The sequence below is a fragment of the Micromonospora sp. DT44 genome (assembly GCF_049841635.1).
GTDB lineage: Bacteria > Actinomycetota > Actinomycetes > Mycobacteriales > Micromonosporaceae > Micromonospora.
The window spans coordinates 1-26,266 of record NZ_JBNCKS010000044.1; the positions used below are offsets into that span (position 1 = coordinate 1).

Genomic DNA, 26,266 nt, shown 5'->3' on the forward strand with positions numbered 1-26,266 from the left:
ACGGCCAGCCGCCCGACCCCATCAGTCGACCCGACATCGTGCACACTGATCACCAGACAGCCCTTGGTTTGCGATCTTCTTCCCTAGACAAGAGGAATGATCGATCAAGGGCTGTCCCCATAATCAGCCGGGGTCGATGCCACCGCCCGGCAGGTTAAAAATCAAGCTAGAAGAGCTTGTCGAGGCGTCCGCGCCAGTCGGCGAGCACCGGGCCCGGGTCGGTGCCGAGCACCCGTTCCAGGAGCGTGGCGTAGACGTCCCGGAAGTCGGTCGTGTACTTGAGGTCCCCGTCGTCGAGGTCGGTGAGGCTGGGCGCGTCCCCGTGCCAGCCGCCGCGCACTCCCGCGCCGAGCAGCAGCATGTCGGACGCGGTGCCGTGGTCGGTGCCGTCGGAGGCGTTGGCCCGGACCCGGCGGCCGAACTCGGAGTAGACGGCCACCACCACCTTGCGGCCCGCCTCGGTGCGGCTCATCCGGTCGGCGAACCGGGTCAACGCCCGGTCGAGCTGGCCCAGCAGCACGGCCTGCAACTGCTTCTCGTCGGCGTGCGTGTCGAAGCCGCCGAGCGAGACCGAGAAGGCCCGGGTGGACACCCCGGCCTCCACACACTGTGCGACCAGGTCGAGCTGCGCGTCCAGGGGCGTACGGGCCCCACCGGTGGCGGTGGCCGGCGCCTGGTCGCCGTCCGGCTCCGTCGTGTCCGGGTCGGCGGAGTCGCGGACCTCGCGGATCATCTCGTCCACCGAGCGCATGTCGGCGAAGCAGGCGGCGGCCCGGGCGCGGGCCGGCGACTCGCCCGCCTCGGCGGCGGAGAACGCCTTCAGCGTGTCCGCCGACAGTCCCTTGGTGGCCTTGCGGTCGGTCACCGGGACGGCTGCGCCCGCGCTGCGCTCCCCGGCGAGCAGCGGCGGCAGCGCCGGCTCGAAGGAGACCGCCAGTCGGGGGTCGCCGCCCGCCTGGTCGAGCCAGCGGCCGAGCCAGCCGGTGGTGCCGGGCCGGTCCGGTTGCGCGGTGTGCCAGATGTCCATCGACCGGAAGTGGCTGCGGTCCGGCTTCGGGTAGCCGATCCCGCGCACGATCGCGAGTCCACCGGTGGACCAGCGCTTGTGCAGGCCCTCCAGCGCCGGGTTGAGGGCGAAGTCGTCGTCGAGGCGACGCACCTCGCTGTCGGGGTACGCCAGCTCGGGGCGGGCCGCCCGGTAGGCCGGGTCGCCGTACGGGATGACGGTGTTCAGGCCGTCGTTGCCGCCGTAGAGGGTCACCAGCACCAGGGTCTGTGACTGCGGGTCGCGGTCTCCGGCGGTGTCCAGCAGGTCCCGCAGGCTGTACGCGCCCGCGCCGGCGGCCAACGCGCCCGCGCCGACCACCCCGCTGGTGAGCAGGAACCTGCGTCGGGTCAGGGTGTCCATCTTCTCGACTCCTTCCGCTTAGCTGACGGTGTACTCGGGGCTGACCAGGCCGGCTGCCAGTAGTTTTCGAGGTTCGCCGGCCAACGGGGTGAGGGCGGCCCGGGTACGGGCGCTCCATCCGTCGACGACCAGCAGTCGGGCCAGGGCGTCGGCCCGTCCGGCGGTGGGCGCGGCGGTCAGCCGGTCCAGCATCGCGGGGCTGGCCGCAGTGGCGAGCATTCCGGCCAGCCGGAGCCGGGCCTGCAACGACGAGGTGGTCAGCCAGGCGGGGCCGGCCGGCCAACCACCCACGCTGGGCGGTCGCAGCGGCACCTGGTCCAGCGCGTTCAACCCGCTCAGCAGTTGCTTGCGCTGCTGCTCGGGCAGTTCCTTGGGGCGGATGCCGAGCTGTCGCAGCGCGCCGACCATCCACTCCACGGGCTGCTTCACCAGCGTGCCGCGGGTCTGGGCGAAGGCCGGTGACGAGAACAGCCTCCGCAGGGTGGCGACGGTGTCCGCGCCCGCCAGGCCGTCCGGCGTCGGGACGTCCGTGCCGGCGTAGCGGAACCAGAGCCGCCGGGCCACGAACGTCGCCGCCGCCGGCTGGGCGGCCAGCAGTCCGGCGTACGCCTCGGCGTCGAACCGGCCGTTCTGTCCGAGGATCGTCTTCTCGCCGGGGTCGTGTCGTTTGGCCTCGAAGCGGGCCACCCCGGTACGGCGGTCGACCGTCCAGCCGGTCAACGCCCGCGCGCCGGCCTTCACGTCGGCCTCGGTGTAGCCGCCGATGCCGAGGGTGAACAACTCCATCAGCTCGCGCGCCAGGTTCTCGTTCGGCGCCTTACGGGTGTTCTTCTGCCCGTCCAGCCAGATGATCAGCGCCGGGTCGCGCACCATCGCGGCGACCAGGGGGGCCAACGGCCCGCGCCCGTGCCGGCGCAGCGTCTCCAACTGGCCCTGCATCATCCGCGCCGACTTGACCTTCTGGGCGCTCGTCGCCCAGTGCCCGTGCCAGAAGAAGAGCAGTTTCTCGGTGAGCCCGTCCTCGGCGGCGACCATCCGGTCCAGCCACCACAGGGTCACCTGCGCAAGCTGCTCCTTGCGCTGGGCGTTGGCCTTCTGCCGCTGCTCGCGGGTGGACTCCTTGGTCAGCGCGGCGTACGGGTCGGCGGCCAGGGCCGGCGGTGGCGTGGCCGCCGCGCCCCGGTCGGCTCGCCCCGGGGCGAGCAGGTTGTCCAGGGTCGCCGCCGGCCGGGCCCGCTCGGCCGCGTCCACCTCGTCGGCGGTCGGCCCGAAGGTGGCCCGGCGCAGCAGGTGCGCCACCGCTTCACGATCGCTCATGGAAGCCGACGCTAGGCGGCCCGCGTACGAGGACGGTAAGGGCGGGGTGCGAATCGCGTTCAGTGTCCCTCGAAGACCGGTTTCTGCTTGGCGACGAAGGCGAGGGTGGCCGCCTTGTGGTCGGCCGTTGCGCCGCAGATCGCCTGGGCCTGGGCCTCGGCCGAGAGCGCGTCGGCGAGGGTGCCGGCGTCGGCGATCGAGAGCTGCCGCTTGATCGCCCCGTACGCGACGGTGGGGCCGGCGGCGAGTCGGGCGGCCAGTTCCTGCGCGGCCGGCAGCACCTGCTCGTCGTCGTCCATCAGCCGGGTGAGCAGCCCGAGCCGGCAGGCCTCCTCGGCGCGGACGGGTTCGGCAAGCATCAGCAGCTCGACCGCCTTGGCGTGGCCGACCAGCCGGGGCAGCGTCCAGGAGGCGCCGGTGTCGGCCGCCAGCCCGACCTTGGCGAAGGCCATCAGGAAGCTGGTGCTCGGCCCGCCGATGCGGATGTCGGCCAGGAAGGCCAGCGACGCGCCCGCCCCGGCGGCCATCCCGCGTACGGCGGCCACCACCGGCTTGGGCAGGTTGGCCAGCCGGGCGGCGATCGGGTTGTAGTGCACCCGGACGGTGCCCAGCGGGTCGGTCGAGCCGTTCTCGAGCGTCGAGGTGTGCTCGCGCAGGTCCTGCCCGGCGCTGAACGACCCGCCCGCGCCGGCCAGCACGACCGCCCGGCAGGACCGGTCGGTCTCCAGCTCCGCCAGCGTGTCCCGCAGCGCCTCCTTCAGCGCGACGTCGAACGCGTTCATCGCCTGCGGCCGGTTCAGCGTGAGGGTGACGACGGCGTCGGTCCGGTCGACGAGCAACGGCTCGGTCACGTGTCTAACGACCCTTCTGTCGAACGATGCGGTTGCCGGCGTCGAGGCACTGCTCGACGTACCGGTCGGCGGCTGGACGCAGGCGGGCCGCGTGCCGGTCGAAGAAGCTGGCCGCGGCGGTGCCGGGCCAGCGTTCGGGCAGCAGCGCCGGGGGCAGCTGCGGGTCCCGGAACAGGAAGGTACGCCACGCGTGCACGAGCCGGAACCGGACCGCGTACGCCTCCTCGTCGCTGCTGCGCACGGTGACCGCGCTCAGGAGCGGGCGCTGGTCGGCGACGAACCGCTCGTACGCGCGGCCGATCTCGGCCAGGTCCCACGCGCGACGGACGACGCCCATCGCGCCCGGGGTGCCGGAGAAGTGCGATGCGGTGAACCGTTCGAACCGGATGCCGGATTCGGCCAGCAGCAGGTCGACGTCCTCGGCAGGGCGGGTCGCGACCCAGGTCTGCTCGTCCAGGGTGCCGTAGCCGAGGAAGCTGAGGGTGGCGGCGAGTCGTTGCCGGTCCCGCCGGGAGCCCGGCGCGTCGAGGACGAGCAGATCGAACCGGCCGTCCCAGGTGACCCGGCCGGTCCGGTAGATCCGGGCCGCCGCCTCGTCGAGTCGTCGGGCGGCTTTTGGTGTGATCGAATATCCCGGTCCGGAGGCCAGCCGGAGCGGGTCGAGCCAGCCTTGACGCACCATCCGGGACACGGCGGTGCGAACGGCGGGCGGCGCGATTCCCAACGGCGCCAGTAGCTTGACCAGGGCGGCGACCGGTGCGCGGCCACCCCTCGGTCGGAGATGGTCGCCGTACAGGTCGAAGAGTGCCGACCGTGCCTGCATGACCGCACATTGTGACAGGCCTTCTCAAGATAAGCTAGATGCTGTTACATCAATGCTGCTCCGGTTTGGGTCCGGCGGTGTTCATCAGGGAAAATCGTCTGTCGACACCCCCGCGAGCGTTGCGGGTGGTCGTGAGGAAGTGGCTGTGGGGCAACCCACCGACCCTGGTGTAGGTCTGAGGGGAGACAACATGGCGGCGATGAAGCCGCGGACGGGCGACGGTCCGCTGGAAGTCACCAAGGAGGGTCGGGGCATCGTCATGCGTGTCCCGCTGGAGGGCGGTGGCCGGCTCGTCGTCGAGATGACTCCCGACGAGGCCAACGCGCTCGGTGACGCGTTGAAGGCAGCCGCCGGCTGAGTGAGGGACGACCCGGACGGCGTACGCCGGTCGGAGCGTTTCTTGGACCCTGAGCCACCGGGATCGCCGGTGGCTCAGGGTCTTCATATCTGTGCGCGGGCCCGGCCCGATCCACTTTGTGAAACTTCCTGGAGGTGCGGTTCCGCGTGCTCGCCATCCGTCCGCTCGCCGAGCCCGAACGGCTCGACGTACTCGTCCTGCCCGTACGCCCCACCGAACCGGCGGCGGGAGGTGACGTCTCGGCGGAGCTGGCGCCGACCGCGGCGACGCCACCCGGCGGTACCGCCGACGAGGCGGCCGCGCTGGTGCCGGCCGCCCGACTGAGCGGACGGGCCGGCGAGATCAGCACGCAGCTGCGTCCCGGGCGCGACCCCGGCCGGCTGGTGCTGCTCGGTATCGGCGATGGCGGGGAATCCTCCTGGCGGACGGCCGGAGCGGCCCTGGCCCGCTCTGCATCAGATGAGACGCACATCACTATCGCTCTGCCGGACGGGGTGACTGCGGCCGCCGTACGCGGGCTGACCGAGGGGCTGCTGCTCGCCTCGTACCGGTTCCGGCTGACCGACGCCGACGAGCCGCCCGCGCTCGACGGCGTCGACCTGCTGGTCACCGACCCGGCGGCCCACGAGGAGACGGTCGCCACCGCGCGGACCACCGCCGCGATGACCCGTCTCGCGCGCGACCTGACCAACATGCCCTCCTCGGTGAAGACCCCGCAGTGGTTCGCCGACCAGGCGGTTGCCGCCTCCGCCGACCTGCCGGACCTGCGCCTGACGGTCCGTGGTCCGGCCGAGTTGGCCGCCGAGGGCTTCGGCGGGATCCTCGCCGTGGGCGGCGGCTCGGCCAGCGGCCCGCGTCTGCTGGAGATAGACTGGCACCCCGCGAACGCGCGTACCCACGTGGTGCTGGTCGGCAAGGGCATCACCTTCGACACCGGCGGCATCTCGATCAAGCCGGTGCCCGCCATGAAGCTGATGCGCAAGGACATGGCCGGCGCGGCGGCGGTCGTCGCCGCCACCCTGGGCGCGGCGGCGTTGCGCCTGCCGGTCCGCGTCACCACCCTGGCCCCGCTCGCCGAGAACATGGTCAGCGGCTCGGCGTACCGTCCGGGCGACGTCATCCGGCACTACGGCGGGACGACCAGCGAGACGACCAACTCCGACGCCGAAGGCCGTCTGGTCCTCGCCGACGCGCTCGCCTACGCGGTACGGCAGCTCAAGCCCGACCTGCTCGTCGACCTCGCCACCCTCACCGGCGCCAACGCCGTGGCGCTGGGCAAGCGGACCGCCGCCCTCTACAGCGAGAACGACGACCTGGCCGCCGACGTGCTGAACGCGATCGAGGCGGCTGGCGAGGCGGCCTGGCGGATGCCGCTGCACGGCGACTACGTCGAGTACCTGGGCAGCGAGATCGCCGACCTCTACAGCGCGCCCACCCAGGGCGCCGGATCGGTCACGGCGGCGCTCTACCTCCGCGAGTTCACCGGCGACCTGCGGGACCGCTGGCTGCACCTGGACATGTCCGCCCCGTCCTGGGCGGACGGCGACCACGCTGAGTTGAGCCGGGGCGCGACGGGCTGGGGTGTCCGCTCGCTGCTGCGCTGGCTGGCCGCCGTCGACTGACGGTCAGCACTTCACCGCGGCGAGCACCCCGTGGCCGACCGGGAGCAGCGCGGGGATCCAGTGCTCCGACTCCCGCAACGCCTTGCTCGTCTCGCGGACCGTCACCGTCCCCGCGTCCCGGGCGGCCGGGTCACCGATCCGGCCGCCGGCCAGCATCCCGTTGAGCGCGAGCACCCCGCCCGGGCGCAGCAGCCGTAGCGCCGCCTCCACGAAGGCGTGGAACCCGGTGGCCTCGGCGTCGACGAAGACGAGGTCGTACGCGCCGTCGGCCAGTCGGGGCAGCACGTCCAACGCGCGGCCGGTGATGATGCGGGTACGGCCGCTGGCGAAGCCCGCCTCGGTGAAGATCCGTCGCGCGATCCGCTGGTGCTCCACCTCCACGTCGATGGTGGTGAGCACACCGTCGGCACGCATACCGCGCAGCAGCCAGACGCCGCTCACGCCCGTACCGGTGCCGATCTCCACGACCGCGCGGGCGTTGCCGGCCGCGGCCAGCAGCCGCAACGCCGCCCCCGCTCCGGGTGTGACCGCCTCGAGGCCCACCTCATGGGCCAGGCTGCGGGCGGTGCGGAGCACGAGATCCTCGGTCACGTACGACTCGGCGAACTGCTGAGCCTGGGTCGTCGAACTGCCGGAACCGGCGACCGTGGCGATGGGGCACCTCCGGGCGGCGCGTGGTGCGGGGGGCGGGTTGGCACTGTGAGCGTAGAGGCGACCGGCGCGAGGCGCAGCCGCGCCTCCGTCCTCTCCGCGATCACCGGAGGCAACCGCTGACTCCACCGCGCGCATCCGTGCAATCCTGGAAGCGGTATTCCGTCAGTCTCGACCGCGCCGAACCGTGGCCGGGCGAGGCCGCACGGGATCCGGGGGACGGACTGGGAGGCACCGACGTGACCGACGGCTGGGAATGGCGCCGGGACGGTGAGACTCCGGCTCCGGCGCGCCCGCCGGGGGCAGGAGCCCCGCCGGAGGGGCCGCCGGCCACGCCGGGGAGCGGCACCGCGCCCTCGGCCGCCGACACCGCGCCCACGGCCGAGCCGCCGAGCGTGTCGTACCCGGATCCGCCGCCCCCCACCGCTGGCGCGTCGCCGTGGTGGTCCGACGCGCTCGGCGATCCGTGGCGTGACCCGGCGGCCCCCACCGCGGTCGTGGTGCCTTCGGTGGTGCCCGCCGGTACCGAGCCGGAGCCGGTCACCGACCCGGACGCACCCGGCCGACCGACGCTGCGACACCTGCTGCTCATCCCGGTGATCACGGCTCTGCTGGCCGGCACCCTCGGCGGCGCGCTGGGCTACGCGTTCGCGGTGCGTGGCGGCGCGGCCGGCCCGGTGCTCGGTGCGGCGGCCGCGGATCCACCGGCGTTGGCCCAGCGCAAGCCCGAGTCGCTGGCCGGGGTCGCCGAACGTGTGCTGCCCAGCGTGGTCACCATCCGCGTCAGCAGCCTCGGCGGGACCAGCGAGGGCTCGGGGTTCATCGCCAGCGCCGACGGGCACGTGATCACCAACGACCACGTGGTGGCCGGCAGCAGCGGCAAGGCCTCGGTGGTCTTCAACGACGGCAGCTCCGCTCCGGCGACCGTGGTCGGTCAGGACCCGGAGTCCGACATCGCGGTGATCAAGGTGAACCGGACGGGTCTGCGACCGGTGGAGTTCGGGGATTCCGACGCGCTGGCCGTCGGTGACCCGGTCCTCGCCGTGGGCTCACCTCTGTCACTGGCCAACACGGTCACCGCCGGCATCGTGAGCGCCCTGGACCGGACGATGCAGGCCGGTGAGCCGGGTGGCCCGGTGCGCTACTACGCGGCGATCCAGACCGACGCCGCCGTCAACCACGGCAACTCGGGGGGCCCGCTCGTCGACGGCGCCGGCCGGGTGGTGGGCGTCAACTCCACCATCAAGTCGCTGGTGGCCGAGGGGCAGGAGGCCGGCAACATCGGTCTCGCCTTCGCCATCCCGATCAACCAGGCCAAGCGGGTCACCCAGGAGATCATCGGCACCGGAAAGGCCCGGCGTACGGTCATCGGCGCCCAGGTCGGCGGCCCGGGCGCGGGTGCGGGCGGCGGCGTACGACTGGCTGCCGTGGAGCCCTCCGGGCCGGCGGCCGGGGCCGGGCTCAAGGTGGGCGACGTGATCCTGAAGCTCGACGGCCGGCCGATGACCGAGCCGACCGACCTGATCGCCCTGGTCCGCAAGTTCGCGCCGGGGTCGGTGGTGACCGTCGAGTTCCGGCGGGGAACCGCACGACGGAACACGTCGGTGACCCTCGCCGCGGATGCCAAGTGAACAGCGGGTCACCCCCTGCCGGAAAGCCGCCCGACGTGCGTAGTCTTGCTGCTGACGCCGAGAGGAGGCCCGCGGGATGCTCGACAACCTGAATTGGTGGGAGATCGGTGCGCTGCTGCTCCTGGCGCTGCTGATCTTCGGTGACCGACTGCCCGCCGTGATCAACGACGGCCTGCGGCTGGTCCGTAACCTGCGGAACATGGCCCGCAACGCCACCGGCGACCTCAGTCGTGAGCTGGGCACCGACATCCAGCTCGAAGACCTGCACCCGAAGGCCTTCATCCGCAAGCACCTCCTCAGCGAGGAGGACGAGGCGGCGATCCGCAAGCCGCTACAGGGCGTCTACGACAACCTGCGCGCGGACGTCAACGGTGTGCACAACGATCTGAAGGACGTGGCCAACGCCGCGGACCTGCGCTCGAACGGGACGCGACCCGGCACCGCCACCGGTACGCCCTCCGCGCCGGCGCCCCGGGTCAGCTACGACGACGCCACCTGATCCGACCCGGCACCTGAACGAGCACGCCCCGCAGGCCTCGAGTGGCCGGCGGGGCGTTCTTCGTGGTGGTGCGGCTCAGCGCCCGGCGGGCTTGAGGCCGAGCGGCTTGCCGAGCAGCGACTCACGGCGCAGCGCGAGCCGGTCGGCGACGCCGCCGAGCGCCTGCGCGGCCGGGGACTCCGGCTCGGCCAGCACGATCGGGTTACCGGCGTCGCCGGCCTCGCGGACCCGGGTGTCCAGCGGGATCTGTCCCAGCAGCGGCACCTGGGCGCCGATGGTCCGGCTCAGCGACTCGGCGACCGCCGCGCCGCCGCCGGCCCCGAAGATCTCCATGCGGGATCCGTCCGGCAGTTCCAGCCAGGACATGTTCTCGATGACGCCGACGACCCGCTGGTGGGTTTGCAGGGCGATCGCCCCGGCCCGCTCCGCCACCTCGGCGGCGGCGGTCTGCGGGGTGGTGACGATCAGGATCTCCGAGTTGGGCAGGAGTTGGGCCAGCGAGATGGCCACGTCGCCGGTGCCCGGCGGCAGGTCGAGCAGGAGCACGTCCAGGTCGCCCCAGTAGACGTCGGCGAGGAACTGCTGGAGCGCCCGGTGCAGCATTGGGCCGCGCCACACCACGGCCGCGTTGCCCGAGGTGAACATGCCGATCGAGATCACCTTCACGCCGTGCGACTGCGGCGGCATGATCATGTCTTCGACGCGGGTGGGTCGGCCGTCCGCGCCGAGCATGCGGGGCACCGAGTGACCGTAGATGTCGGCGTCCACCACGCCCACGGAGAGCCCCCGGGCGGCGAGCGCCGCCGCCAGGTTGACCGTCACGCTGGACTTGCCGACCCCGCCCTTGCCGCTGGCCACGGCGTACACGCGGGTGCGCGAGCCGGGCTGGGCGAACGGGATGACCGGCTCCTCGCTCGCGCCGCCGCCGCGCAGTTGCGCCTGTAGCGACTGCCGCTGCTCGGGGCTCATCACGCCAAAGTCGATCTCCACGCCGGCCACGCCCGGCACCGTCGCCACCGCAGCGGTGATGTCGGTGCGCAGCTTGTCCTTGAGCGGGCAGCCGGCGACGGTGAGCAGCAGCTCGACCCGGACGACGCCGTCCGCGCCGATCGTGGCGGAGCGGACCATGCCCAGCTCGGTGATGGGCCGGCGGATCTCCGGGTCGTTGACGGTGGCCAGGGCGGCCTGGATCGCGTCCTCGACCGTGCTCACGGGTGCTGACATGCCCGCAATGCTACGTCGCGGGGCATCCCGACCGACCGCTGGCCGAGGGTGGTGTGAGCCAAACGATGGGCCTTCGTCAGCGCTCGGGCCGGACGTCGCGGGCGTAGTCGCCGTCCAACTCGTCGCGCGGCTCGTCCAGCCCGGGGGCGTCGGTCGACCGCTGGCCGCCCTTGTCCTGCTGCCGGCGCTCCAGGCGTTGCCGGCGCTGCCCCGCCTCGTCCAGCTCCTCGGCCAGGCGGGTCAGCTCGGAGCGGAGGAAGTCCCGGGTGGCCACCTCGCCGAGCGCGATCCGCAGCGCGGCGATCTCCCGGGCCAGGTACTCGGTGTCCGCCTTCTGGGCCGTGGCCCGCCGCCGGTCCTCCTCCAGGGCCAGCCGGTCCCGGTCGGCCTGCCGGTTCTGGGCCAGCAGGATCAGCGGCGCGGCGTAGCTGGCCTGCAATGACAGCACCAGCGTGAGGAACGTGAAGGTGTACGGGTCGAATCGCAACCCGGCCGGGGCGAGGGTGTTCCAGCCGAACCAGATCGCGATCACCACCGTCATGACGACGATGAAGTTCGCGGTGCCCATGCCCCGCGCGATCCCCTCCGACCAGCGGCCGAACGCCTCCGCGTCGAACCGGGGGAGGGTGATGCCCCGGGGCTCGCGGGGCTGGTCGAGCCGCTCCGTGCGCCGCTGCTCAGCCACCGTCGCCGTCCAGTACCGCGTCGGAGGTGCCCGGCGCGCCCACGGCGTCGCGGTCACGCCAGTCCCGGGGCAGCGAGTGGTCCAGAACGTCGTCGACCGTGACGGCCCCGACCAGCCGGCTGTTCCGGTCGATCACCGGCATGGCGACCAGGTCGTAGGTGGCCATGCGGCGGGTGATCTCCGGCAGTGGGGTGGTCGGACGCAACGGGTCGATGTCGTTGACCACCACCTTGCCCAGCAGGTCGGCCGGCGGTTCGCGCAGCAACGCCTGGAAGTGCACCATGCCCAGGTAGCGGCCGGTCGGCGTGTTCTGCGGGGCCCGGGTCACGAAGACCTGCGCGGCGACCGCGGGGGAGAGCTGCGGCTCGCGGATCCGCGCCAGCGCCTCGGCGACGGTGGCGTCCGGCGGCAGGATGACCGGCTCCGAGGTCATGACGCTGCCCGCCGTGCCCGGCTTGTACTTCAAGAGCTGGCGTACCGGGTCGGCCTCATCCGGCTCCATGAGGTCCAGCAGGACGTCCTGCTCCGGTGGGGGCAGCTCGTTGAGCAGGTCGGCGGCGTCGTCCGGGTCCATCTCCTCCAGCACGTCGGCGGCCCGTTCCCGGTCCAGCGCGGCGAGGATCTCCACCTGGTCGTGCTCCGGCAGCTCGCTGAGCACGTCGGCCAGCCGCTCGTCGTTCAACGCGGCGGCCACCTCGTTTCGTCGGGCGTCCGGCAGGTCCTGGAGGGCGTTGGCGAGGTCGGCGGGGCGCATGTCCTCCAGGACGGCGAGCAGGTTCGCCGTACCCCGGTTGTCGGCGATGCCGCTCAGGCCGCGCACCCGGTCCCACTCGACCTGGTGCAGGTGGCCGCGGCGGCTGAGCCGGCCGGTCTGCTCGCGGACCGCGACCCGGGTCAGCGACCACTCGCCACCCCTGGTGCACTCCATGGCGACGTCCACCACCGCGCCGGGCTGGCCGCCCGGGTCGAGCTGTACGCGCCGGTCCAGCAGCTCCTGGAGCACCAACAGCTCGTTCGGACGCTTCTCGAAACGCCGCAGGTTGAGCGTGCCGGAGCCGAGCACCACCGCCTCCGCGTCGATCGACGTGATGCGGTTGATGGAAAGAAAGATGCGCCGACGCATCGGCATCTCGGCGACCAGACCCACCACCTCGGGGGGACGGGCGGTGGCCCGCAGCCGTGCCACGGCGTCACGGACCCGGCCCACCTGGTCACCGTTCGGATCGTAGACGGCGACTCCGGCGAGGCGGGCGATGTAGACCCGGGTCGGCGTACTCACGGGCACCAGCCTAAGCGCCTAGTGTTTATCAACATGTCGACCTTGGCCTACGAGATCGTGGACGTCTTCACCGACCGCCCGTTCGCCGGCAATCCGCTGGCCGTGGTGTTCGGCGCGGAGGCGCTGGCCACCGAGCAGATGCAGGCGCTCGCGCTGGAGTTCAACCTCTCCGAGACGGTGTTCGTGCTGCCACCGACGCAGGTCGGCGCCACCTACCGGGCCCGCATCTTCACGCCGGTCGAGGAGTTGCCGTTCGCCGGGCACCCGAGCGTCGGCGCGGCGGTCACCGCGAGCCGGCGTGGGATGTTCGGTGTGGGGCAGATCACCCAGGAGTGCGGGGCCGGCGTGCTGCCGATCGAGGTGACGTCCTCCGGGGCGACGCTCACCGGAGGCGTTCCCACCCTCGGCCCCGAGTTGGACCCGGAGCCGCTGCTGGAGATCGCCGGGCTGGGCGCGGACGACCACGACCCGGCCGGGCCCGCTCCCCGGGTGGCCGGCTGCGGGCTGGAGTTCCCCTACCTGCCGGTCCACCCGGACGCGGTGGCCCGGGCGCGGGTGAACCCGGCGGCGGCGGAACGGTTGGGGGTGGCGCACGTCAGCGTCTTCTCCTGGGACGCCGCAACGCAAACCGCGCACGCTCGGGTCTTCGTACCGGGAATCGGCGTCCCGGAGGACCCGGCGACCGGTTCGGCGGCCCTCGGGCTGGGCGTCTGGCTGGTCGCCAGCGGGCTGCTGCCGGCGGACGGGCTGTCGCACTATTCGGTCCGTCAGGGCGTGGAGATGGGTCGCCCGTCCGCGCTGGGCTGCACGGTAACCGCGGCGAACGGCGTGGCGGTCGGTGCGACCGTCGCCGGCCAGGTGATGCCGGTGGCCCGGGGCGAGATCGCTGTGCCGCCGTTCGTGGGCTGAGCGACGGCGTCGATGCGGGAGGATGCGGGTGTGACGGACGAGGACGCCGCCGGTGGCACGCCGCTGGTGGACGAGGCGATGAAGAAGGCCGCCATGGCCTGGGTCAGCGTGTCCGGTGGGCCGGCGCTCGCGCTCTGGTGCGCCCCGTTGGAGGGCGCGCTCCTGGTGGTGAGCGGGCCGGGCGAGCAGGCGGCGCCGGGCCTCGCCGACGCGGCCGAGGCGCAGGTCACCCTGCGCGGTGACCACGGGGGGCGGATCGTCACCTGGCCGGCCCGGGTGACCCGGCTGGCACCGGGCACCGAGGCGTGGGACACCGCCGCGCCGCTGGTGGCGGGCAAGCGCCTGAACGCGCCCGGTCCGACCGCCGACCTGGTGGCCCGCTGGGTCGCCGACGGTTGCGCCCTGAACCGCCTCGCCCCGGCCGGCACGCCCCTCGCCGGCACGGAACTGCCGTCGGACGCGCAGACCGAGCCGCCCCGGGAGACCCCGGCGGTCCGCGCCACCCGCAAGCCGTTCCGCCTGCACCGGGTCCGTCGCCGCTGATCGGGTCAACTCGCCGCGACAGCGGCGGCAGTGACCTTGGCGTCGACCAGGTCGAGCACCTCACGCAGGGTGCCGAGCGTGGTGCCGCGCCACTGACGGTCGGCGTTGAAGACCATGTGCTCGGCCAGATCGGGTGCGGCCAGCCGGACGGCGGTCATGCCGGCCTGTTCGGCGCCGGTCAACTCCTGGCTGCCGCCGTCACCCACGTACAGGCAGGCGTCCGGCGTGAGCCCGAGTCGACGGCAGGCGGTCAGGTAGAGCGCGGCATCCGGCTTGCAGCGTCCGACCTGCACGGAGAAGACCCGCACGTCGAGCAGGGGCGCGACCGGGAGTTGCGGCAGGAAGGCCGGCAGTTCGTGCGTACAGTCGCTGATCACGCCGGTGCGGACGCCGCGCTCGCGCAGCGCCGCCAGCACGGGCACCGCGTCGGCGCGCAGCCGGGTGTCCGCGCGGATCGCGCGAAGCCGGGACACCACCGCCGCCCGCAGGGCACTGTCACTCGGGTGTACGCCCGCCTGGGCGCAGACCCACCGCATGGTCGTCTGCGCGTCGCCGAGTCGGCCGGTGGCGCGCTCGTAGTAGGTGCGGTTCAGCACCTCGCTCAACGTCTCGCTGGGACAGCCGAGCAGTTCGGCGGTGCCGAGGTGCGCGGCACCGCGCTGCACCGAACGGGTCAGCGTGCCGAAGAAGTCGAACAGCACCGCCTGGTAGCCGGCCATGGGGGAGCGCCTTTGCGGTCGAGGGTCGTCGGCGCGAACGCGCGTGATCGTAACTGAGTGCTGACGTTCCGTGCTGTCCGTGGTCGTGTGAAGATTGCTTCCCGTGTCCCCTCGACCACCCCTGGACCCGCTGACCACCGGCGCGCTCGCCCTGGCCGTCGTCGCCGTGTCAACGTCCGCGCCGTTGATCGCGTACGCCGCCGCTCCCGCGCTGGCCATCGCCTTCTGGCGCAACCTGCTCGCGGTGGCCGTGTTGAGCCCGTTCGCCCTGGCGCGCCGCCGCTCCGAGTTCCGCGCGTTGGCGGGGCGGGCCGGTCGGCGCGAGGGTCTGTTCTGCGTACTCTCCGGGGTCGCGCTCGCCGGGCACTTCGCGACCTGGGTGCCGAGCGCGCAGCTCACCTCGGTCGCCGCGGCCACCGCGCTGGGTGCCACCCAGCCGGTCTGGCAGGGGCTGATCGCCCGCGCCCAGGGGCGGCGGCTGCCCACGGTGGTGTGGGTCGGCATCGCGGTGGCGGTGGGTGGCGCGGTGATCGCCACCGGCGCGGACGTGGGCATCTCCGGGCGAGCCGTCGCCGGCGATCTGTTGGCGGTGACCGGTGGCATGTTCGCGGCCGTCTACACCGCCTTCGGTGAACGGGCCCGGGCCAGCATCAGCACCACCACCTACACGACCATCTGCTACGGCATCTGCTCGGCGGTCCTGCTGGTGATCTGCCTGCTGGGCGGGGTCCGTACGGTCGGCTTCGACGGGCGCACCTGGCTGGCGATCCTGGCCCTGGTGGCGGGCGCCCAACTGCTCGGACACTCGATGTTCAACTACGCCCTGCACAAGATCTCAGCGACGACGGTGAGCGTGCTGATCCTGCTGGAGGCCCCCGGTGCGGCCCTGCTCGGTTGGGCCTGGCTACACCAGGTTCCCCGCCCGTACGCGCTGCTGGGCATGGCGTTGCTGCTGGTCGGGGTCGCGGTGGTGGTGCTCGGCGGGGCCCGCGTCGCCCGCCGCGCCACGCCGCCCACCCCGCTGCCCGCCGACGCCGCCCCGCTGGAGAGCTGAGCACCCTCTCACAGGTACGCCGCGAAGTGCTCCTCCACCACGTTGGTCAGTTGCTCACCGTCGAGCGTGCCGTCGACCCGGATCACCCGTACGCCCAGCCGTTCGGCCTGCGCCGCCGCGTCCGCCGCCACCAGGTCGCCGCGGCGATCCGCCGGTCGTCGTGGCCGCGGGCGTCGTGTCGGTCGTAGAGGTACGCGGTCAGGCCGTGTCGTAGGGCCAGGTTCACGGCGACCGTGGACTTGCCGGCCCACTGTCCACCACCGATCCAGAGGGCGTGCCGCGCGGTGGCTGTCGCATCGAATTCCATGGCTCGACCCTGGCCGTCGCGCCATTCAAGATCAAGTCTTGTTCTTGCCCACCCCAGGTGATGAAGTAAGGGAAGACGCCCCTGCACTCCGTCGCCTGGTGGTGCTGCCGATCCTCAGACGTCGTACGCCTCGATGACGCGGGTGCTCGGGGCGGCGTCGCCGAGGTCGGCGCGCAGCGCGGCACGCTCCGGGTCGACGAGGAACGACTCGTATCCGGTGCGCGCCGCGAACGTGATCACGTGCACCTCGCTCCGCCCGTCGGTGCCGCGCAGCCGCCGTTCCAGCCGGCCGTCGTGCCGGTCGAGCAGGGCCAGCACGGTGTCCTCGTAGCGTTGCCCGGCGGTCTCGGACCCTTGGGCGTACTCGACGATCGCGACAAGCGTCAGCATGGCGGCCACGCTACCCATCGATGCCGACGGCCGCGGCGCTGGCTTCCCAGAGCCGGGACGCGAGCTGTGGGTCCGCCGCCTTGCGGTACGGCCGACGCGGCCGGCGGTTGTAGTAGTAGCCGCCGCCGGCGAGCCGGGCCGCTTCCTGGTTCGCGAGCCAGATGAGCGTCTCGGCCCCCTTCGCCGGGCTGCGGAACGGCATGAACCGCATGCCGAAGGCGACCAGCCGGCTGTCGTTGGCGAACCGGGTCCGCACCACTCCCGGATGGAAGCTGTACGCGGAGATGCCCGGCCAGCGCCGGGCCGCCTCGGCGGCGAACAGGATGTTCGCCTGCTTGCTGGTGCCGTACGCGCCCATCGGGTGGTAGGCGCGCAGCGGCCTGTTGAGGTCGTCCGGATCGAGCGCGCCGAAGCGGTGCGCCCCCGAGGCGGTCACCACCGTCCGGCCCACCCGGTCGGCCAGCAGGTTCGTGAGCAGGAACGGGGCCAGGTGGTTGGCCTGGATCGACAGCTCGAAGCCGTCGACGGTGGTGAGCGGTTGGAGCGCGATGGCGCCGGCGTTGTTGGCCAGCACGTCGATCCGGTCGTACGCGTCGCGCAGCCGCTCGGCCAGCCCGCGTACGTCGTCGAGGACCGCGAAGTCGGCCCGGAACAGCTCCGGGCGCTCGCCGGCTGTCTCCCGTACGCGTTCCGCCGCGGCCTGTAGTCGGGCCGGGTCCCGCCCGACGAGCACCACCTGGTCGCCGCGGCAGGCGAAGGCCACCGCGGCGGCCAACCCGATGCCGGAGCTGGCGCCCGTCACCACCACCAGCCGACGCCCAGTGAGATCTTCCACAGGTCCATTCACCGCGGTCATGGCGCGAGGTTACCGTGGCGTCACCACGCCCTTTGGGATCGTTAAGTTTTCCTCGGATTCAGGTGGCGTCGGCGTGCCCGCCGGTCGCTGGAAGGAGCACATCCATGGCCGCAGTCGGTCGTCCCCGCCGGTCGTGTCTGGCCGTACCGGGTTCCAGCGTCAAGATGCTCGGCAAGGCGCAGGGGCTCCCCGCCGACCAGGTCTTTCTCGACCTGGAGGACGCGGTGGCGCCGCTGGCCAAGCCGGAGGCGCGCAAGAACATCGTGGCCGCCCTCAACGACGGCGACTGGGCCGGCAAGACCCGGGTGGTACGTGTCAACGACCTGACCACCCCGTGGACGTACCGGGACGTCATCGAGGTGGTCGAGGGCGCCGGCGCGAACCTCGACTGCATAATGCTGCCGAAGGTGCAGGATGCCGGTCAGGTGCGGTGGCTGGACCTGACGCTCACCCAGATCGAGAAGACGCTCGGCCTCGAGGTCGGCCGGATCGGCATCGAGGCGCAGATCGAGAACGCGGCCGGTCTGGTCAACGTGGACGAGATCGCGGCCGCCTCGCCCCGGGTCGAGACCATCATCTTCGGGCCGGCCGATTTCATGGCCTCGATCAACATGAGGTCGCTGGTGGTCGGCGGGCTGATCCCGGACTATCCGGGCGACCCGTACCACTACATCCTGATGCGCATCCTGATGGCCGCCCGCATGCACGACAAGCAGGCCATCGACGGCCCGTTCCTGCAGATCCGGGACGTCGACGCGTTCCGCGAGGTGGCGAAGCGGTCGGCGGCGCTGGGCTTCGACGGCAAGTGGGTGCTGCACCCGGGCCAGATCGACGCCGCGAACGAGGTCTACCAGCCGGCGCAGGCCGACTACGACCACGCCGAGTTGATCCTCGACGCGTACGAGCACTACACCTCGGAGGCCGGCGGCAGGCTGGGCGCGGTGATGCTGGGCGACGAGATGATCGACGAGGCGTCCCGCAAGATGGCGCTGGTGATCGCCGCCAAGGGCCGCGCCGCCGGTATGAGCCGTACCTCGTCGTTCACCCCGCCGGCCGAGTGAGCGGCCGGGCCGGGTCGGCCGCCGCCGGCCGTCGACCCGGTCCAGCATTCGGCGGTACGCCCACCAGCGCGCCCGCCTCAGTAACCGCTGTCGCTGCTCGCGCCCGTCGTGACCGCGAAGATGATCACGGCGACGTACGCGGCGATCCCCAGCACCATCAGCGCGGTGACGATCCAACCGACGATGATGCCGGCCTTCGCCAACCCCTCGCCGTCCTCGCCGTTGGTCCGGATCTGCTTCTGCGCGACGTGGCCGAGGATCGCCCCGATCGGCGCGGTGATGCCGCAGGAGGCGAGACCGACCAGAGCCAGCACCAGCGACGCGATGGCCAGCCCGTTGGTCTTCGCCGCCGGCGGGTAGCCGTAACCGGGGTACTGCGGCGGGTAGCCCGGCGGCGCGTAGCCGGGCGCGGGGTAACCGGGCGCTGGGTAACCGGGCGGCGGGTAGCCGGGCACCGGCGCGCCGGGTGGCAGCTGCGCGCCCGCGTACGGGTCGACCGGCGCGTACGGGTCCACGGGACCGGGCTGGGCGGGCACCGGCTGACCGGCCACCAGGGTCGGATCCGGCGGTGTGCTCGACGGCGGAGCCGACCAGGTGGGGTCGTTCCAGTCGCCGGGGGGCGGGGGATTGGTCATGCGTGTTCTCCGTCGGCTCGGGTGCGCCGTCAGAGTAGCCAGGAGTGACCAAACCCGACGCCCCCGCTCCCGGGTGCCGCGTTGCCCGGGCCGGTCGTAACGGGCAGGATCCCTGGCATGGCAACTGACGCGCGTGCCGCGGACCGTTCCGGCAGCCGATCGCGACGGGACGTGAGCCGTCCGGGTGTGGCGCGGCGCGGTCGGGCGGCCACGTCGACCGGCGCGACCGGCGCCGACGAGCCGGTCGCGCTGCCCGATCCGGTGACCATGCGGCTCGACGGCCGGGTCGCCCTGGTGACGGGGGCGGGCAGCCCGGACGGCATCGGGTACGCCACCGCGCGGCGCCTCGCCGACCTGGGGGCGCGGGTCGCCATCGTGTCGACCACCCGGCGCATCCACGAGCGGGCCGGTGAACTGGGCGTGACCGGGTTCGTCGCGGACCTGACCGACGAGTCCGAGGTGGGCGCGCTGGCCGACGCGGTGGCCGAGCAGTTGGGCGACGTCGAGGTTCTGGTCAACAACGCCGGCCTGGCGAGCCGGACCAGTCAGGGAGTGCTGCGGCCGGTCGCACAGCTGACCTACGACGAGTGGCGCGGCGAGATCGACCGCAACCTGTCCACCGCGTTCCTGTGCAGCCGGGCCTTCATCGGTGGAATGGCCGAGCGGGGCTGGGGGCGGATCGTCAACCTGGCGGCCACCGCCGGCCCGGTCAACGCCCTGCCCACCGAAGCCGCGTACGCCGCCGCGAAGGCCGGTGTCGTCGGTCTGACCCGAGCGCTGGCCATGGAGATGATCGCCGACGGGGTGACCGTGAACGCGGTCGCGCCGGGCACCATCTACACGGCGGCGTCCACGATGGCCGAGATCAAGCAGGGGCTGGGCACCCCGGTCGGTCGACCGGGCACCCCGGACGAGGTCGCCGCCGCGATCAGCTTCCTCTGCTCGCCGGCCGCGTCGTACATCACCGGTCAGATGCTCGTGGTGGACGGCGGCAACAGCGTCCGCGAGGCCCGGTTCCGCTGATCAGTAGCCGCGGCTGTCGCCGTTGTTCGCGAGGATGACCAGCGCCAGCCAGCCGCAGCAGGCCAGCAGGGTCAACGCGGCGAACACGTACCCGAGGATCAGGCCCCAGGTCGCGAGCTGGTCGCCCTCCTCGCCGGTGGTGCGGATCTGCCGCTTGGCCAGGTGACCGAGGACGGCGCCGGCCGGGGGGAACACGAAGGCGAACACCAGCGACAGGATCGCCAGCACGTTGGTGCCCCGACCGGGTCCGCCGGTAGGTGGGCCGTACTGGCCGTAGGGGCCCTGCGGCGGGTACGGCGGCTGCTGACTCCAGTGCGCCGGCTGGTGCGGCCCCTGCCGCTCGTACGGCGACGGCTCGTCGGCGGGCGGCCCGTACGGCGAGCGCTCCGGCGGCCCGGAGGACGACTCGTCCGGCGGTGGCGCGTACGGCGACTGGCCGGCCGGCGGTGGCGCGTACGGCGACTGGTCCCGGGGTGGCTCGTAGGGTGACGGCGGCGGCTCGTCTCCCGGCGGGCCCGACGGCGGCGGCGGGTAGCTCACGGCTGTCCTCCTCCTGTCGGTGCCGGAAAAGTCCTTCTTGCCGGACGGTACCCGTAGCGGTGAACCTTTTCACAGCGGTTGTGTGGACTGGTCGCCTTGGCCTGCCGAGCCGGGAGACCGATACTTACCGAGCGTTCAGTTACCCACGAGTAGTGCGCTGATCCCCGGAGGCCGAGATGGCTCGACTCGCCCAGACGCCCGGCCTCACCGACGTGCAGCAGTCGATCCTGGAGACCGTCCGGGAGTTCGCCGACAAGGAAATCATCCCGCACGCCCAGCGGCTGGAGCACGCCGACGAGTACCCCACCGACATCCTCGACGGGATGCGCGAGATGGGGTTGTTCGGTCTCACCATCGACGAGGAGTACGGCGGGCTCGGCGAGTCGATGCTCACGTACGCCCTCGTGGTGGAGCAGCTCTCCCGGGGCTGGATGTCGATCTCCGGGATCGTCAACACCCACTTCATCGTGGCGTACCTGATCTCCCAGCACGGCTCCGCCGAGCAGAAGGCCCGACTGCTGCCGAAGATGGCGACGGGCGAGGTGCGCGGCGCGTTTTCGATGTCAGAACCGGGTTGCGGTTCGGACGTCGCGGCTATCGGGTCCAGGGCCGTCCGGGAGGGCGACACCTATGTCCTCAACGGGCAGAAGATGTGGCTGACCAACGGTGCGTACTCCTCGGTGGTCGCCACCCTGGTCAAGACCGACACCGGCGCCGACTCGGTGTACGGCAACATGAGCACCTTCCTGCTGGAGAAGGAGCCGGGCTTCGGCGAGACCGCGCCCGGCCTCACCATTCCCGGCAAGATCGAGAAGATGGGCTACAAGGGTGTCGAGACCACCGAGATGGTGCTCGACGGCGTGACGGTGCCCGACTCCGCGATCCTCGGCGGGCCCGACCAGGTGGGCCGCGGCTTCTACCAGATGATGGACGGCATCGAGGTCGGCCGGGTCAACGTCGCCGCCCGCGCCTGCGGCATCTCCATCCGCGCCTTCGAACTCGCCGTCGGCTACGCCCAGCAGCGCAAGACGTTCGGCCAGCCACTCGCCAAGCACCAGGCCATCGCCTTCAAGCTCGCCGAGATGGGCACGAAGATCGAGGCCGCGCACGCCCTCATGGTCAACGCCGCCCGACTCAAGGACGCCGGGCAGCGCAACGACGTCGAGGCCGGAATGGCGAAGCTGCTCGCCTCCGAGTACTGCGCCGAGGTCGTCCAGGAGGCGTTCCGCATCCACGGCGGCTACGGCTACTCCAAGGAGTACGAGATCGAGCGGCTGATGCGCGAGGCCCCGTTCCTGCTGATCGGCGAGGGCACCTCGGAGATCCAGAAAACCATCATCAGCCGAGGCCTCCTAAAGGAATACAAGCTCTAACCCCCACCCCACCCCCTGCCCTCACTGCCCAATCCCGTCGATCAAGGAGTTGTGGTGGGCGACAAAAGGGGCCTATAACCGCAAGTCAGGCACCACAAGTCCATGATCGACGGCCCGAGGGGGCGGGCGCGGGGGGCGGGGGTGGGGGAACGCCGGTCAGCGGAGGCGGGTCAGGTTTGCGGCGGCGCGTTCGACGATGAGGCAGCGGTCCTCGACGTACTCCATGCCGGCCTCCTTGGCGATTTCGCGCGCCTCGGCCGACACGATGCCCAGTTGCAGCCAGGCCGCCGGCGCGCCGATCGCCGCCGCGTCCCGCACCACCTGCACGGCGTCCGCGGCCGGCCGGAACACGTCCACCAGGTCGACCGGATGCGGGATATCCGCCAGCGAGGCGTACGCCCGCTCGCCGAAGAGCTCGTCGACGCTCGGGTTGACCGGGATGATCCGCCAGCCGTACCGCTGCATCTGCAACGGGACGCTGTGTGCGGCCTTGAACGGGTCGCGGGACGCGCCCACGACGGCGATCACGGCGGAGTCGGCGAGGATCTGCTGAGCGGTACGCACCCGCCGACTGTAGCGCCGCAGGCAGGCGAGGAACACCTGCGCCGAAGGGCCCGACTGGCCACCCTGACAGCCAGTCGGGCCCGGTTGCGGTCAGTCCGTCGTCGAGCCCGAGGACTGCTCGGGGGCGGCGGGAAGGGTGAACGGCGAGTCGCCCTTGGTGGACTTGCCCCCGGCCTTCGCGTAGCCGGCGGGCGGCGTCAGGTCGAAGTGGCTCAGGTTCGAATCAGTGCGGAGCAGCCACTCGAAGGTGCTGACCTCGGCCTTGTCGGTCACCTTTCCGCTCTTGGCGGCGACCGTCTTGTACGGCAGGAACGAGGTCGTGTCCACCCAGAGTTCCGCCGCGTAGGTGGCCGTTCCCGCCTTCAACCGCAGGTGCACGGTGTCGTGCCCGTCCACCTTCTCCTGGCCCACGATCTCCAGGCTCCCCCGGGCGAGCCAGGCCCGGATGCTCGCCGGGTCGTTCGGAACGAAGACCGTGCTGGTTGCCTTGTCCGCTGAGTCGACGAACTGGGAGTACGTCCGTTCGAGGTGATTGATCTGGGTGCCACGGAACTTGCCGTCGGCGACGACCGTCACCAGCGTGGAGTCCGGGCTGCCGTCGCCCTGGAAGATGTCGACCCGGCGACGCCCGGTCTGCTTGTCCTCCCAGGAGTCGATCCACCCGCCCTGGTAGGTGTCGTGCACCTTCACGACGTAGTCGTCCGCCTCGCCCAGTGCGGCCTGGGTCTGGTTGCTGACGTAGGCGACGTCGCGCAACTGCAACGTGTGGGACGCGTCCGTCGAGCTGGTGGCGGCCCCGCCCGTCTGCCGGGTCCGCTGGTCGCCCATGCTCAGCGCGACACCGCCGGCGGCGAGACCGGCCAGGGCGAAGGCGGTCGCGGTCGCGATCGCCGGGCGACGCAGGGACCACCGCTTCGCCGTCGGACGCGGGTACCTGGTCCCGTTGAGGATCGCGTGCCGCATCCGGTCGGTCGCGTCCGTTCCAGCGCCGGTGAGGTCCTCGCGAAAGGCGACGAGCAGCTCGACGCCCGCGTTGTCAGATTCCACGTTGTCGTTCATCCGTTTTCCTCATTCGCAGCAGCGGACGGTGCGTAGTGGGCGGGCATTGAGAGGCGCAGGCGTGCCTTGGCCCGGTGGAGGCGGGACCGGACGGTGCCCCGTGCCAGGCCGAGCGCGGAGGCCAACTCCGGATAGTCCAGGCCGGCCCAGATGTGCAGCAGGAGCAGGTCACGTTGGTCGTGCGGCATCGCGGCGAGAGCGCCGGCCAGTGCCCGCGTGGCAGCCTCGGCGTCGAGCCGTTCGTCGGCCCGGTCGGCGAAGTTGTGCTGACCGGAACCACTCAGTGGGTCCCTGCCCGACTTCTCCAGTGCCCGCAGCCACCGCACCTCGGCGCGGTGATAGTTCCGCAGCAGGTTGCTCAGGATGCCGAACAGCCATGGACGTGCATTGGCCATCGATGTGTCGTAACGGTCCCGTCGCGAGAACGCGATCAGGAACGTCTCGGCGACCAGATCCTCGGCGAGCTGTCGCCCGACCCGGCGGGCGCTGAAGTTGTACAGCCAACCGCCGTACCGCTCGAACAGCTCCCCGAACAGTTCAGGCGCCCCCGTTACCAACAGCGCGTCAGAGCGCTCGGTCACAGTCATGTCCCGATGGCCCCCTGGTTTGACGGTGCGTTCATGCCCCGTTCTTGTCTGGCACCGACGCCAGGTTCCCGCCTTCTCGGCCCAGCACCGTGGCGAGTGTTCAGGCGTCCTGCCGACAGCTCGTCAGCGTCGTGTGTCACGGCGCGCGGGGGAGGTGTCGCCGCAGGTCCGGGGCTTCCTCCCGGGGCACGAAGGCTAGAGCAGGGCGAGCTGCTCGGCGGCCGGCGCGGGCGGCGGCTCGGGCAGACGGCGGTTGTCGCCCACCTCGCCCCGGAGCAGTCCGTGGCGGCGGGCGGCGATCCGCACCCGGGCGGTCAGCTCCCGCTGGTACGCCTGCGGGGCGTACGCGCCCGAGCGGTACAGCTCGCGGTAACGGGCGACGAGGTGCGGGTGCTCCCGGGCGAGCCACTGGGCGTACCACTCACGGGCGCCGGGGCGCAGGTGCAGCGCCAGCGGGGTCACACTGGTCGCTCCGGCGGCGGCGACCGCTGAGACCGTGGCGTCGATCGACTCTTCGCTGTCGCTGAGGCCGGGCAGGATCGGCGCCATCAGCACCCCGACGGAGAAGCCGGCGTCGGTGAGCCGGCGGACCGCGTCCAGTCGGCGGCTCGGGTGCGGCGTGCCCGGCTCGACGCCGCGCCAGAGCTGGTCGTCGACGAAGCCCACCGAGAAGGAGATGCCGACGCTCGTCACCTCGGCTGCCTGACGCAGCAGGGGCAGGTCGCGCAGGATCAGCGTGCCCTTGGTGAGGATGGAGAAGGGGTTGGCGAAGTCCCGCAGGGCCGCGATGATCTGCGGCATCAGCCGGTAACGACCCTCGGCGCGCTGGTAGCAGTCGACGTTGGTGCCCATCGCGACGTGCGCGCCCCGCCACTTCGGCGCGGCCAGTTCGCGCCGTACCAACTCACCGGCGTTGACCTTGACGATCACCTGCCGGTCGAAGTCCGCACCCGCGTCGAGATCGAGGTAGGTGTGAGTGTTTCGGGCAAAGCAGTTGTGGCTCACCACCCCGTCGGCGATGAAGTCGCCGGTGCCGGTGGTGATGTCCCAGAGCGGCAACTCCAGCCCGAGCGCTCGGATGCCGACAACGCGGAGTGACGCCTGGCATTTCAGCGCGGCACCCTCGATCGAACGCTTGCGAGTGATGGCGGGGTCAGTCAGGTGGAAGAAGCGCAACCGCGCCGGGAGACCACCGGTCAGCCGTACATAGCGCAGGCGGTTCGTCCGCCTCCTGTCCTCGAGGACGGTCGCGAATCCAAAGGCGCGCAAGGCTTCCGTCGTGTGGCTGAGGATCTGATCGTCGCAGTTGGCGATTCTCAGGATGCCTTGGCTGCAACTGCCTTCGGCATCGAAGATGCCAGCAAGGAACCCTCGTTGCCAATCAGGAGTCGAATGCTGCGGCCATTGGACGATCTCCCTGATTGCATCGACCTTCTGCCTTCCCGAGGCCCGGATCGCCTCCATCGGCCGCCGGTCGGCCCTCGCTTGGCCAAAGGAGGTGCGGCTTGTTTCGACGCCCTCTTCCTTTAGATACCGCTCGGTACGATCGAGAGCCTCGCTGTCTGCGAGGGCCAAGCGGAACTGGTGACTCCAACTCCTACGTGTGGCGTAGGTGCCCATGGTTCCGTCGCCGCGCACCATGCCGCAGAGATAGCCACGTCGGTAGTCATGGGAGACCTTGGGAGTTGTCTCAAACGCCCCAGTGCCGATCAGGCGGTTGTTGGTGGTGAGGTAGGGCCGTTGACCAGCGCCGAACATTTCGCCGGTGACGTGTTTCCAGCCTCGCTCCGTCAGGAAGCGGTGGTCCCCACTGGCAAGGAGTGTCGTGCCGTCCTCCAAGATGACGCGATAAGCCGGTTTCACGGTGGACCACTTGTCGAGAACGGTGGTGACGACGTATCGGCGGTAAGCACCGCGTCGCTCGGTCCCGTAGATGCGGTCGCCGGGCTCGATCTCGCTGATCGGCTTCGTGCGTCCGTTTGCCATCAGGATGAGGGTGTCGCCCGAGACGCAGTACACACAAGCATGACTGCATCCCCGGTACGGGTTGATGGTCCACTCGAAGGGGACGCGGGACTGGCCCGGCACCCGGTTGAGGATGGACTTCGCCTGCACCTCGTGGAACGTCATCCCGGCGAACTCGGGGGTGTCGAAGGTGCGGACGACGGCGCCGGGCAGCGCCAGCGGCAGGGGTGGCGTCGCTGGCGCTGCCCTCTCGGGGTCTCCCTCGACCGGGGGAGCGGTGAGGTTGTCCCAGCGCATGGGCACTATTCGAACACGTGTACGAGATCGGCGCAA

The 26,266-nt window shown here is 71.7% G+C and carries 29 protein-coding genes; 10 read left to right on the top strand and 19 right to left on the bottom strand.

Features of this window, described 5'->3' with window-relative positions:
• Positions 1 to 166: 166 nt before the first annotated feature.
• Genes ACLQ25_RS23520 through ACLQ25_RS23535 form a run of 4 tightly spaced genes read right to left on the bottom strand, consistent with a single transcriptional unit; the run spans position 167 to position 4,399 of the window.
• Positions 167 to 1,408: a DUF1501 domain-containing protein gene (locus ACLQ25_RS23520; RefSeq protein ID WP_425732964.1), complete on the bottom strand. Its 1,242-nt coding sequence runs from the start codon at positions 1,406 to 1,408 to the stop codon at positions 167 to 169.
• Positions 1,409 to 1,426: 18 nt separating this feature from the next.
• The gene (locus tag ACLQ25_RS23525) at positions 1,427 to 2,725 is read right to left on the bottom strand and encodes a DUF1800 domain-containing protein (RefSeq protein WP_425732965.1); all 1,299 of its coding nucleotides are present in this window, start codon (positions 2,723 to 2,725) and stop codon (positions 1,427 to 1,429) included.
• A 59-nt stretch (positions 2,726 to 2,784) separates the two neighbouring features.
• Complete coding sequence (locus ACLQ25_RS23530) at positions 2,785 to 3,576, bottom strand: enoyl-CoA hydratase-related protein (protein ID WP_355049030.1); 792 nt, start codon at positions 3,574 to 3,576, stop codon at positions 2,785 to 2,787.
• Between the two features lie 4 nt (positions 3,577 to 3,580).
• Complete coding sequence (locus ACLQ25_RS23535) at positions 3,581 to 4,399, bottom strand: PaaX family transcriptional regulator C-terminal domain-containing protein (protein ID WP_425732966.1); 819 nt, start codon at positions 4,397 to 4,399, stop codon at positions 3,581 to 3,583.
• Between the two features lie 190 nt (positions 4,400 to 4,589).
• Here ACLQ25_RS23535 and ACLQ25_RS23540 point away from each other — a divergent pair, with 190 nt between their 5' ends.
• A complete protein-coding gene (locus ACLQ25_RS23540; RefSeq protein WP_007455245.1) occupies positions 4,590 to 4,757 on the top strand; it encodes a DUF3117 domain-containing protein in 168 nt (55 codons plus the stop codon).
• 146 nt (positions 4,758 to 4,903) lie between these two features.
• On the top strand, positions 4,904 to 6,379 hold the full coding sequence (locus ACLQ25_RS23545; RefSeq protein ID WP_425732967.1) for a leucyl aminopeptidase family protein: 1,476 nt from the start codon (positions 4,904 to 4,906) through the stop codon (positions 6,377 to 6,379).
• Positions 6,380 to 6,382: 3 nt separating this feature from the next.
• Here the strand turns inward: ACLQ25_RS23545 and ACLQ25_RS23550 are convergent, their stop codons facing one another.
• Positions 6,383 to 6,970 (bottom strand): O-methyltransferase, encoded by a 588-nt coding sequence (locus ACLQ25_RS23550; protein ID WP_425732968.1) that lies wholly within the window; start codon positions 6,968 to 6,970, stop codon positions 6,383 to 6,385.
• A gap of 284 nt (positions 6,971 to 7,254) precedes the next feature.
• Here ACLQ25_RS23550 and ACLQ25_RS23555 point away from each other — a divergent pair, with 284 nt between their 5' ends.
• Positions 7,255 to 8,661, top strand: coding sequence for a trypsin-like peptidase domain-containing protein (locus ACLQ25_RS23555; RefSeq protein ID WP_425733020.1), 1,407 nt, complete (start codon positions 7,255 to 7,257; stop codon positions 8,659 to 8,661).
• A gap of 76 nt (positions 8,662 to 8,737) precedes the next feature.
• On the top strand, positions 8,738 to 9,160 hold the full coding sequence (locus tag ACLQ25_RS23560; protein WP_425732969.1) for a preprotein translocase subunit TatB: 423 nt from the start codon (positions 8,738 to 8,740) through the stop codon (positions 9,158 to 9,160).
• A gap of 75 nt (positions 9,161 to 9,235) precedes the next feature.
• Here the strand turns inward: ACLQ25_RS23560 and ACLQ25_RS23565 are convergent, their stop codons facing one another.
• From ACLQ25_RS23565 to ACLQ25_RS23575, 3 genes are all read right to left on the bottom strand, one after another.
• Positions 9,236 to 10,384 carry an Mrp/NBP35 family ATP-binding protein gene (locus tag ACLQ25_RS23565; RefSeq protein WP_425732970.1) on the bottom strand — a complete coding sequence of 383 codons (1,149 nt, stop codon included), beginning with the start codon at positions 10,382 to 10,384 and terminating at the stop codon, positions 9,236 to 9,238.
• A gap of 76 nt (positions 10,385 to 10,460) precedes the next feature.
• Positions 10,461 to 11,069 carry a DUF1003 domain-containing protein gene (locus ACLQ25_RS23570; RefSeq protein ID WP_425732971.1) on the bottom strand — a complete coding sequence of 203 codons (609 nt, stop codon included), beginning with the start codon at positions 11,067 to 11,069 and terminating at the stop codon, positions 10,461 to 10,463.
• Entirely contained in the window at positions 11,062 to 12,348 is a 1,287-nt protein-coding gene (locus ACLQ25_RS23575) for a magnesium transporter MgtE N-terminal domain-containing protein (RefSeq protein ID WP_425732972.1), read from the bottom strand. Before ACLQ25_RS23575 ends, ACLQ25_RS23570 begins: the two co-directional genes overlap by 8 nt.
• Before the next feature lie 33 nt (positions 12,349 to 12,381).
• Between ACLQ25_RS23575 and ACLQ25_RS23580 the strand changes: the two genes are divergently transcribed.
• The gene (locus ACLQ25_RS23580; RefSeq protein WP_425732973.1) at positions 12,382 to 13,257 is read left to right on the top strand and encodes a PhzF family phenazine biosynthesis protein; all 876 of its coding nucleotides are present in this window, start codon (positions 12,382 to 12,384) and stop codon (positions 13,255 to 13,257) included.
• A 12-nt stretch (positions 13,258 to 13,269) separates the two neighbouring features.
• Complete coding sequence (locus ACLQ25_RS23585) at positions 13,270 to 13,800, top strand: hypothetical protein (RefSeq protein ID WP_425732974.1); 531 nt, start codon at positions 13,270 to 13,272, stop codon at positions 13,798 to 13,800.
• Between the two features lie 5 nt (positions 13,801 to 13,805).
• Here ACLQ25_RS23585 and ACLQ25_RS23590 read toward each other — a convergent pair whose 3' ends face one another.
• A complete protein-coding gene (locus ACLQ25_RS23590) occupies positions 13,806 to 14,519 on the bottom strand; it encodes an HAD family hydrolase (RefSeq protein ID WP_425732975.1) in 714 nt (237 codons plus the stop codon).
• A gap of 94 nt (positions 14,520 to 14,613) precedes the next feature.
• Here ACLQ25_RS23590 and ACLQ25_RS23595 point away from each other — a divergent pair, with 94 nt between their 5' ends.
• The gene (locus ACLQ25_RS23595; protein ID WP_425732976.1) at positions 14,614 to 15,573 is read left to right on the top strand and encodes a DMT family transporter; all 960 of its coding nucleotides are present in this window, start codon (positions 14,614 to 14,616) and stop codon (positions 15,571 to 15,573) included.
• An 8-nt stretch (positions 15,574 to 15,581) separates the two neighbouring features.
• Here ACLQ25_RS23595 and ACLQ25_RS23600 read toward each other — a convergent pair whose 3' ends face one another.
• From ACLQ25_RS23600 to ACLQ25_RS23615, 4 genes are all read right to left on the bottom strand, one after another.
• On the bottom strand, positions 15,582 to 15,704 hold the full coding sequence (locus ACLQ25_RS23600) for a hypothetical protein (protein WP_425732977.1): 123 nt from the start codon (positions 15,702 to 15,704) through the stop codon (positions 15,582 to 15,584).
• On the bottom strand, positions 15,656 to 15,880 hold the full coding sequence (locus tag ACLQ25_RS23605; RefSeq protein WP_425732978.1) for a hypothetical protein: 225 nt from the start codon (positions 15,878 to 15,880) through the stop codon (positions 15,656 to 15,658). Before ACLQ25_RS23605 ends, ACLQ25_RS23600 begins: the two co-directional genes overlap by 49 nt.
• A 114-nt stretch (positions 15,881 to 15,994) precedes the next feature.
• Positions 15,995 to 16,270, bottom strand: a complete 276-nt coding sequence (locus ACLQ25_RS23610) for a hypothetical protein (RefSeq protein ID WP_425732979.1) — start codon at positions 16,268 to 16,270, stop codon at positions 15,995 to 15,997.
• Positions 16,271 to 16,280: 10 nt separating this feature from the next.
• A complete protein-coding gene (locus tag ACLQ25_RS23615) occupies positions 16,281 to 17,105 on the bottom strand; it encodes an SDR family NAD(P)-dependent oxidoreductase (protein WP_425733021.1) in 825 nt (274 codons plus the stop codon).
• Positions 17,106 to 17,230: 125 nt separating this feature from the next.
• Here ACLQ25_RS23615 and ACLQ25_RS23620 point away from each other — a divergent pair, with 125 nt between their 5' ends.
• Complete coding sequence (locus ACLQ25_RS23620; RefSeq protein ID WP_425732980.1) at positions 17,231 to 18,187, top strand: HpcH/HpaI aldolase/citrate lyase family protein; 957 nt, start codon at positions 17,231 to 17,233, stop codon at positions 18,185 to 18,187.
• A gap of 77 nt (positions 18,188 to 18,264) precedes the next feature.
• On the opposite strand, the gene ACLQ25_RS23625 is transcribed toward ACLQ25_RS23620, so the two are convergent.
• Positions 18,265 to 18,822 carry a DUF4190 domain-containing protein gene (locus ACLQ25_RS23625; protein WP_425732981.1) on the bottom strand — a complete coding sequence of 186 codons (558 nt, stop codon included), beginning with the start codon at positions 18,820 to 18,822 and terminating at the stop codon, positions 18,265 to 18,267.
• A 117-nt stretch (positions 18,823 to 18,939) separates the two neighbouring features.
• On the opposite strand from ACLQ25_RS23625, the gene ACLQ25_RS23630 reads away from it, so the two are divergent.
• Entirely contained in the window at positions 18,940 to 19,845 is a 906-nt protein-coding gene (locus tag ACLQ25_RS23630) for an SDR family NAD(P)-dependent oxidoreductase (RefSeq protein ID WP_425732982.1), read from the top strand.
• Here the strand turns inward: ACLQ25_RS23630 and ACLQ25_RS23635 are convergent, their stop codons facing one another.
• Complete coding sequence (locus ACLQ25_RS23635; protein WP_425732983.1) at positions 19,846 to 20,385, bottom strand: DUF4190 domain-containing protein; 540 nt, start codon at positions 20,383 to 20,385, stop codon at positions 19,846 to 19,848.
• Between the two features lie 176 nt (positions 20,386 to 20,561).
• Here ACLQ25_RS23635 and ACLQ25_RS23640 point away from each other — a divergent pair, with 176 nt between their 5' ends.
• Positions 20,562 to 21,758 carry an acyl-CoA dehydrogenase family protein gene (locus tag ACLQ25_RS23640; protein ID WP_425732984.1) on the top strand — a complete coding sequence of 399 codons (1,197 nt, stop codon included), beginning with the start codon at positions 20,562 to 20,564 and terminating at the stop codon, positions 21,756 to 21,758.
• A 156-nt stretch (positions 21,759 to 21,914) separates the two neighbouring features.
• Here ACLQ25_RS23640 and ACLQ25_RS23645 read toward each other — a convergent pair whose 3' ends face one another.
• From ACLQ25_RS23645 to ACLQ25_RS23660, 4 genes are all read right to left on the bottom strand, one after another.
• Positions 21,915 to 22,322 (bottom strand): CoA-binding protein, encoded by a 408-nt coding sequence (locus tag ACLQ25_RS23645; RefSeq protein WP_425732985.1) that lies wholly within the window; start codon positions 22,320 to 22,322, stop codon positions 21,915 to 21,917.
• 90 nt (positions 22,323 to 22,412) lie between these two features.
• Positions 22,413 to 23,381: a DUF2092 domain-containing protein gene (locus ACLQ25_RS23650; RefSeq protein WP_425732986.1), complete on the bottom strand. Its 969-nt coding sequence runs from the start codon at positions 23,379 to 23,381 to the stop codon at positions 22,413 to 22,415.
• Entirely contained in the window at positions 23,378 to 23,962 is a 585-nt protein-coding gene (locus tag ACLQ25_RS23655; RefSeq protein WP_425732987.1) for an RNA polymerase sigma factor, read from the bottom strand. Before ACLQ25_RS23655 ends, ACLQ25_RS23650 begins: the two co-directional genes overlap by 4 nt.
• 201 nt (positions 23,963 to 24,163) lie before the next feature.
• Positions 24,164 to 26,230 (bottom strand): intein-containing Rv2578c family radical SAM protein, encoded by a 2,067-nt coding sequence (locus ACLQ25_RS23660; protein WP_425732988.1) that lies wholly within the window; start codon positions 26,228 to 26,230, stop codon positions 24,164 to 24,166.
• Positions 26,231 to 26,266 lie beyond the last annotated feature (36 nt).

What these genes read in the sequence shown, in the direction of transcription:
- ACLQ25_RS23520 (WP_425732964.1), bottom strand. Translation starts at nt 1,408, where the DNA reads ATGGACACCCTGACCCGACGCAGGTTCCTGCTCACCAGCGGGGTGGTC.
- ACLQ25_RS23580 (WP_425732973.1), top strand. Translation starts at nt 12,382, where the DNA reads ATGTCGACCTTGGCCTACGAGATCGTGGACGTCTTCACCGACCGCCCG.
- ACLQ25_RS23525 (WP_425732965.1), bottom strand. Translation starts at nt 2,725, where the DNA reads ATGAGCGATCGTGAAGCGGTGGCGCACCTGCTGCGCCGGGCCACCTTC.
- ACLQ25_RS23535 (WP_425732966.1), bottom strand. Translation starts at nt 4,399, where the DNA reads ATGCAGGCACGGTCGGCACTCTTCGACCTGTACGGCGACCATCTCCGA.
- ACLQ25_RS23625 (WP_425732981.1), bottom strand. Translation starts at nt 18,822, where the DNA reads ATGACCAATCCCCCGCCCCCCGGCGACTGGAACGACCCCACCTGGTCG.
- ACLQ25_RS23590 (WP_425732975.1), bottom strand. Translation starts at nt 14,519, where the DNA reads ATGGCCGGCTACCAGGCGGTGCTGTTCGACTTCTTCGGCACGCTGACC.
- ACLQ25_RS23560 (WP_425732969.1), top strand. Translation starts at nt 8,738, where the DNA reads ATGCTCGACAACCTGAATTGGTGGGAGATCGGTGCGCTGCTGCTCCTG.
- ACLQ25_RS23640 (WP_425732984.1), top strand. Translation starts at nt 20,562, where the DNA reads ATGGCTCGACTCGCCCAGACGCCCGGCCTCACCGACGTGCAGCAGTCG.
- ACLQ25_RS23630 (WP_425732982.1), top strand. Translation starts at nt 18,940, where the DNA reads ATGGCAACTGACGCGCGTGCCGCGGACCGTTCCGGCAGCCGATCGCGA.
- ACLQ25_RS23585 (WP_425732974.1), top strand. Translation starts at nt 13,270, where the DNA reads ATGCGGGAGGATGCGGGTGTGACGGACGAGGACGCCGCCGGTGGCACG.
- ACLQ25_RS23605 (WP_425732978.1), bottom strand. Translation starts at nt 15,880, where the DNA reads ATGGAATTCGATGCGACAGCCACCGCGCGGCACGCCCTCTGGATCGGT.
- ACLQ25_RS23565 (WP_425732970.1), bottom strand. Translation starts at nt 10,384, where the DNA reads ATGTCAGCACCCGTGAGCACGGTCGAGGACGCGATCCAGGCCGCCCTG.
- ACLQ25_RS23620 (WP_425732980.1), top strand. Translation starts at nt 17,231, where the DNA reads ATGGCCGCAGTCGGTCGTCCCCGCCGGTCGTGTCTGGCCGTACCGGGT.
- ACLQ25_RS23650 (WP_425732986.1), bottom strand. Translation starts at nt 23,381, where the DNA reads ATGAACGACAACGTGGAATCTGACAACGCGGGCGTCGAGCTGCTCGTC.
- ACLQ25_RS23540 (WP_007455245.1), top strand. Translation starts at nt 4,590, where the DNA reads ATGGCGGCGATGAAGCCGCGGACGGGCGACGGTCCGCTGGAAGTCACC.
- ACLQ25_RS23660 (WP_425732988.1), bottom strand. Translation starts at nt 26,230, where the DNA reads ATGCGCTGGGACAACCTCACCGCTCCCCCGGTCGAGGGAGACCCCGAG.
- ACLQ25_RS23610 (WP_425732979.1), bottom strand. Translation starts at nt 16,270, where the DNA reads ATGCTGACGCTTGTCGCGATCGTCGAGTACGCCCAAGGGTCCGAGACC.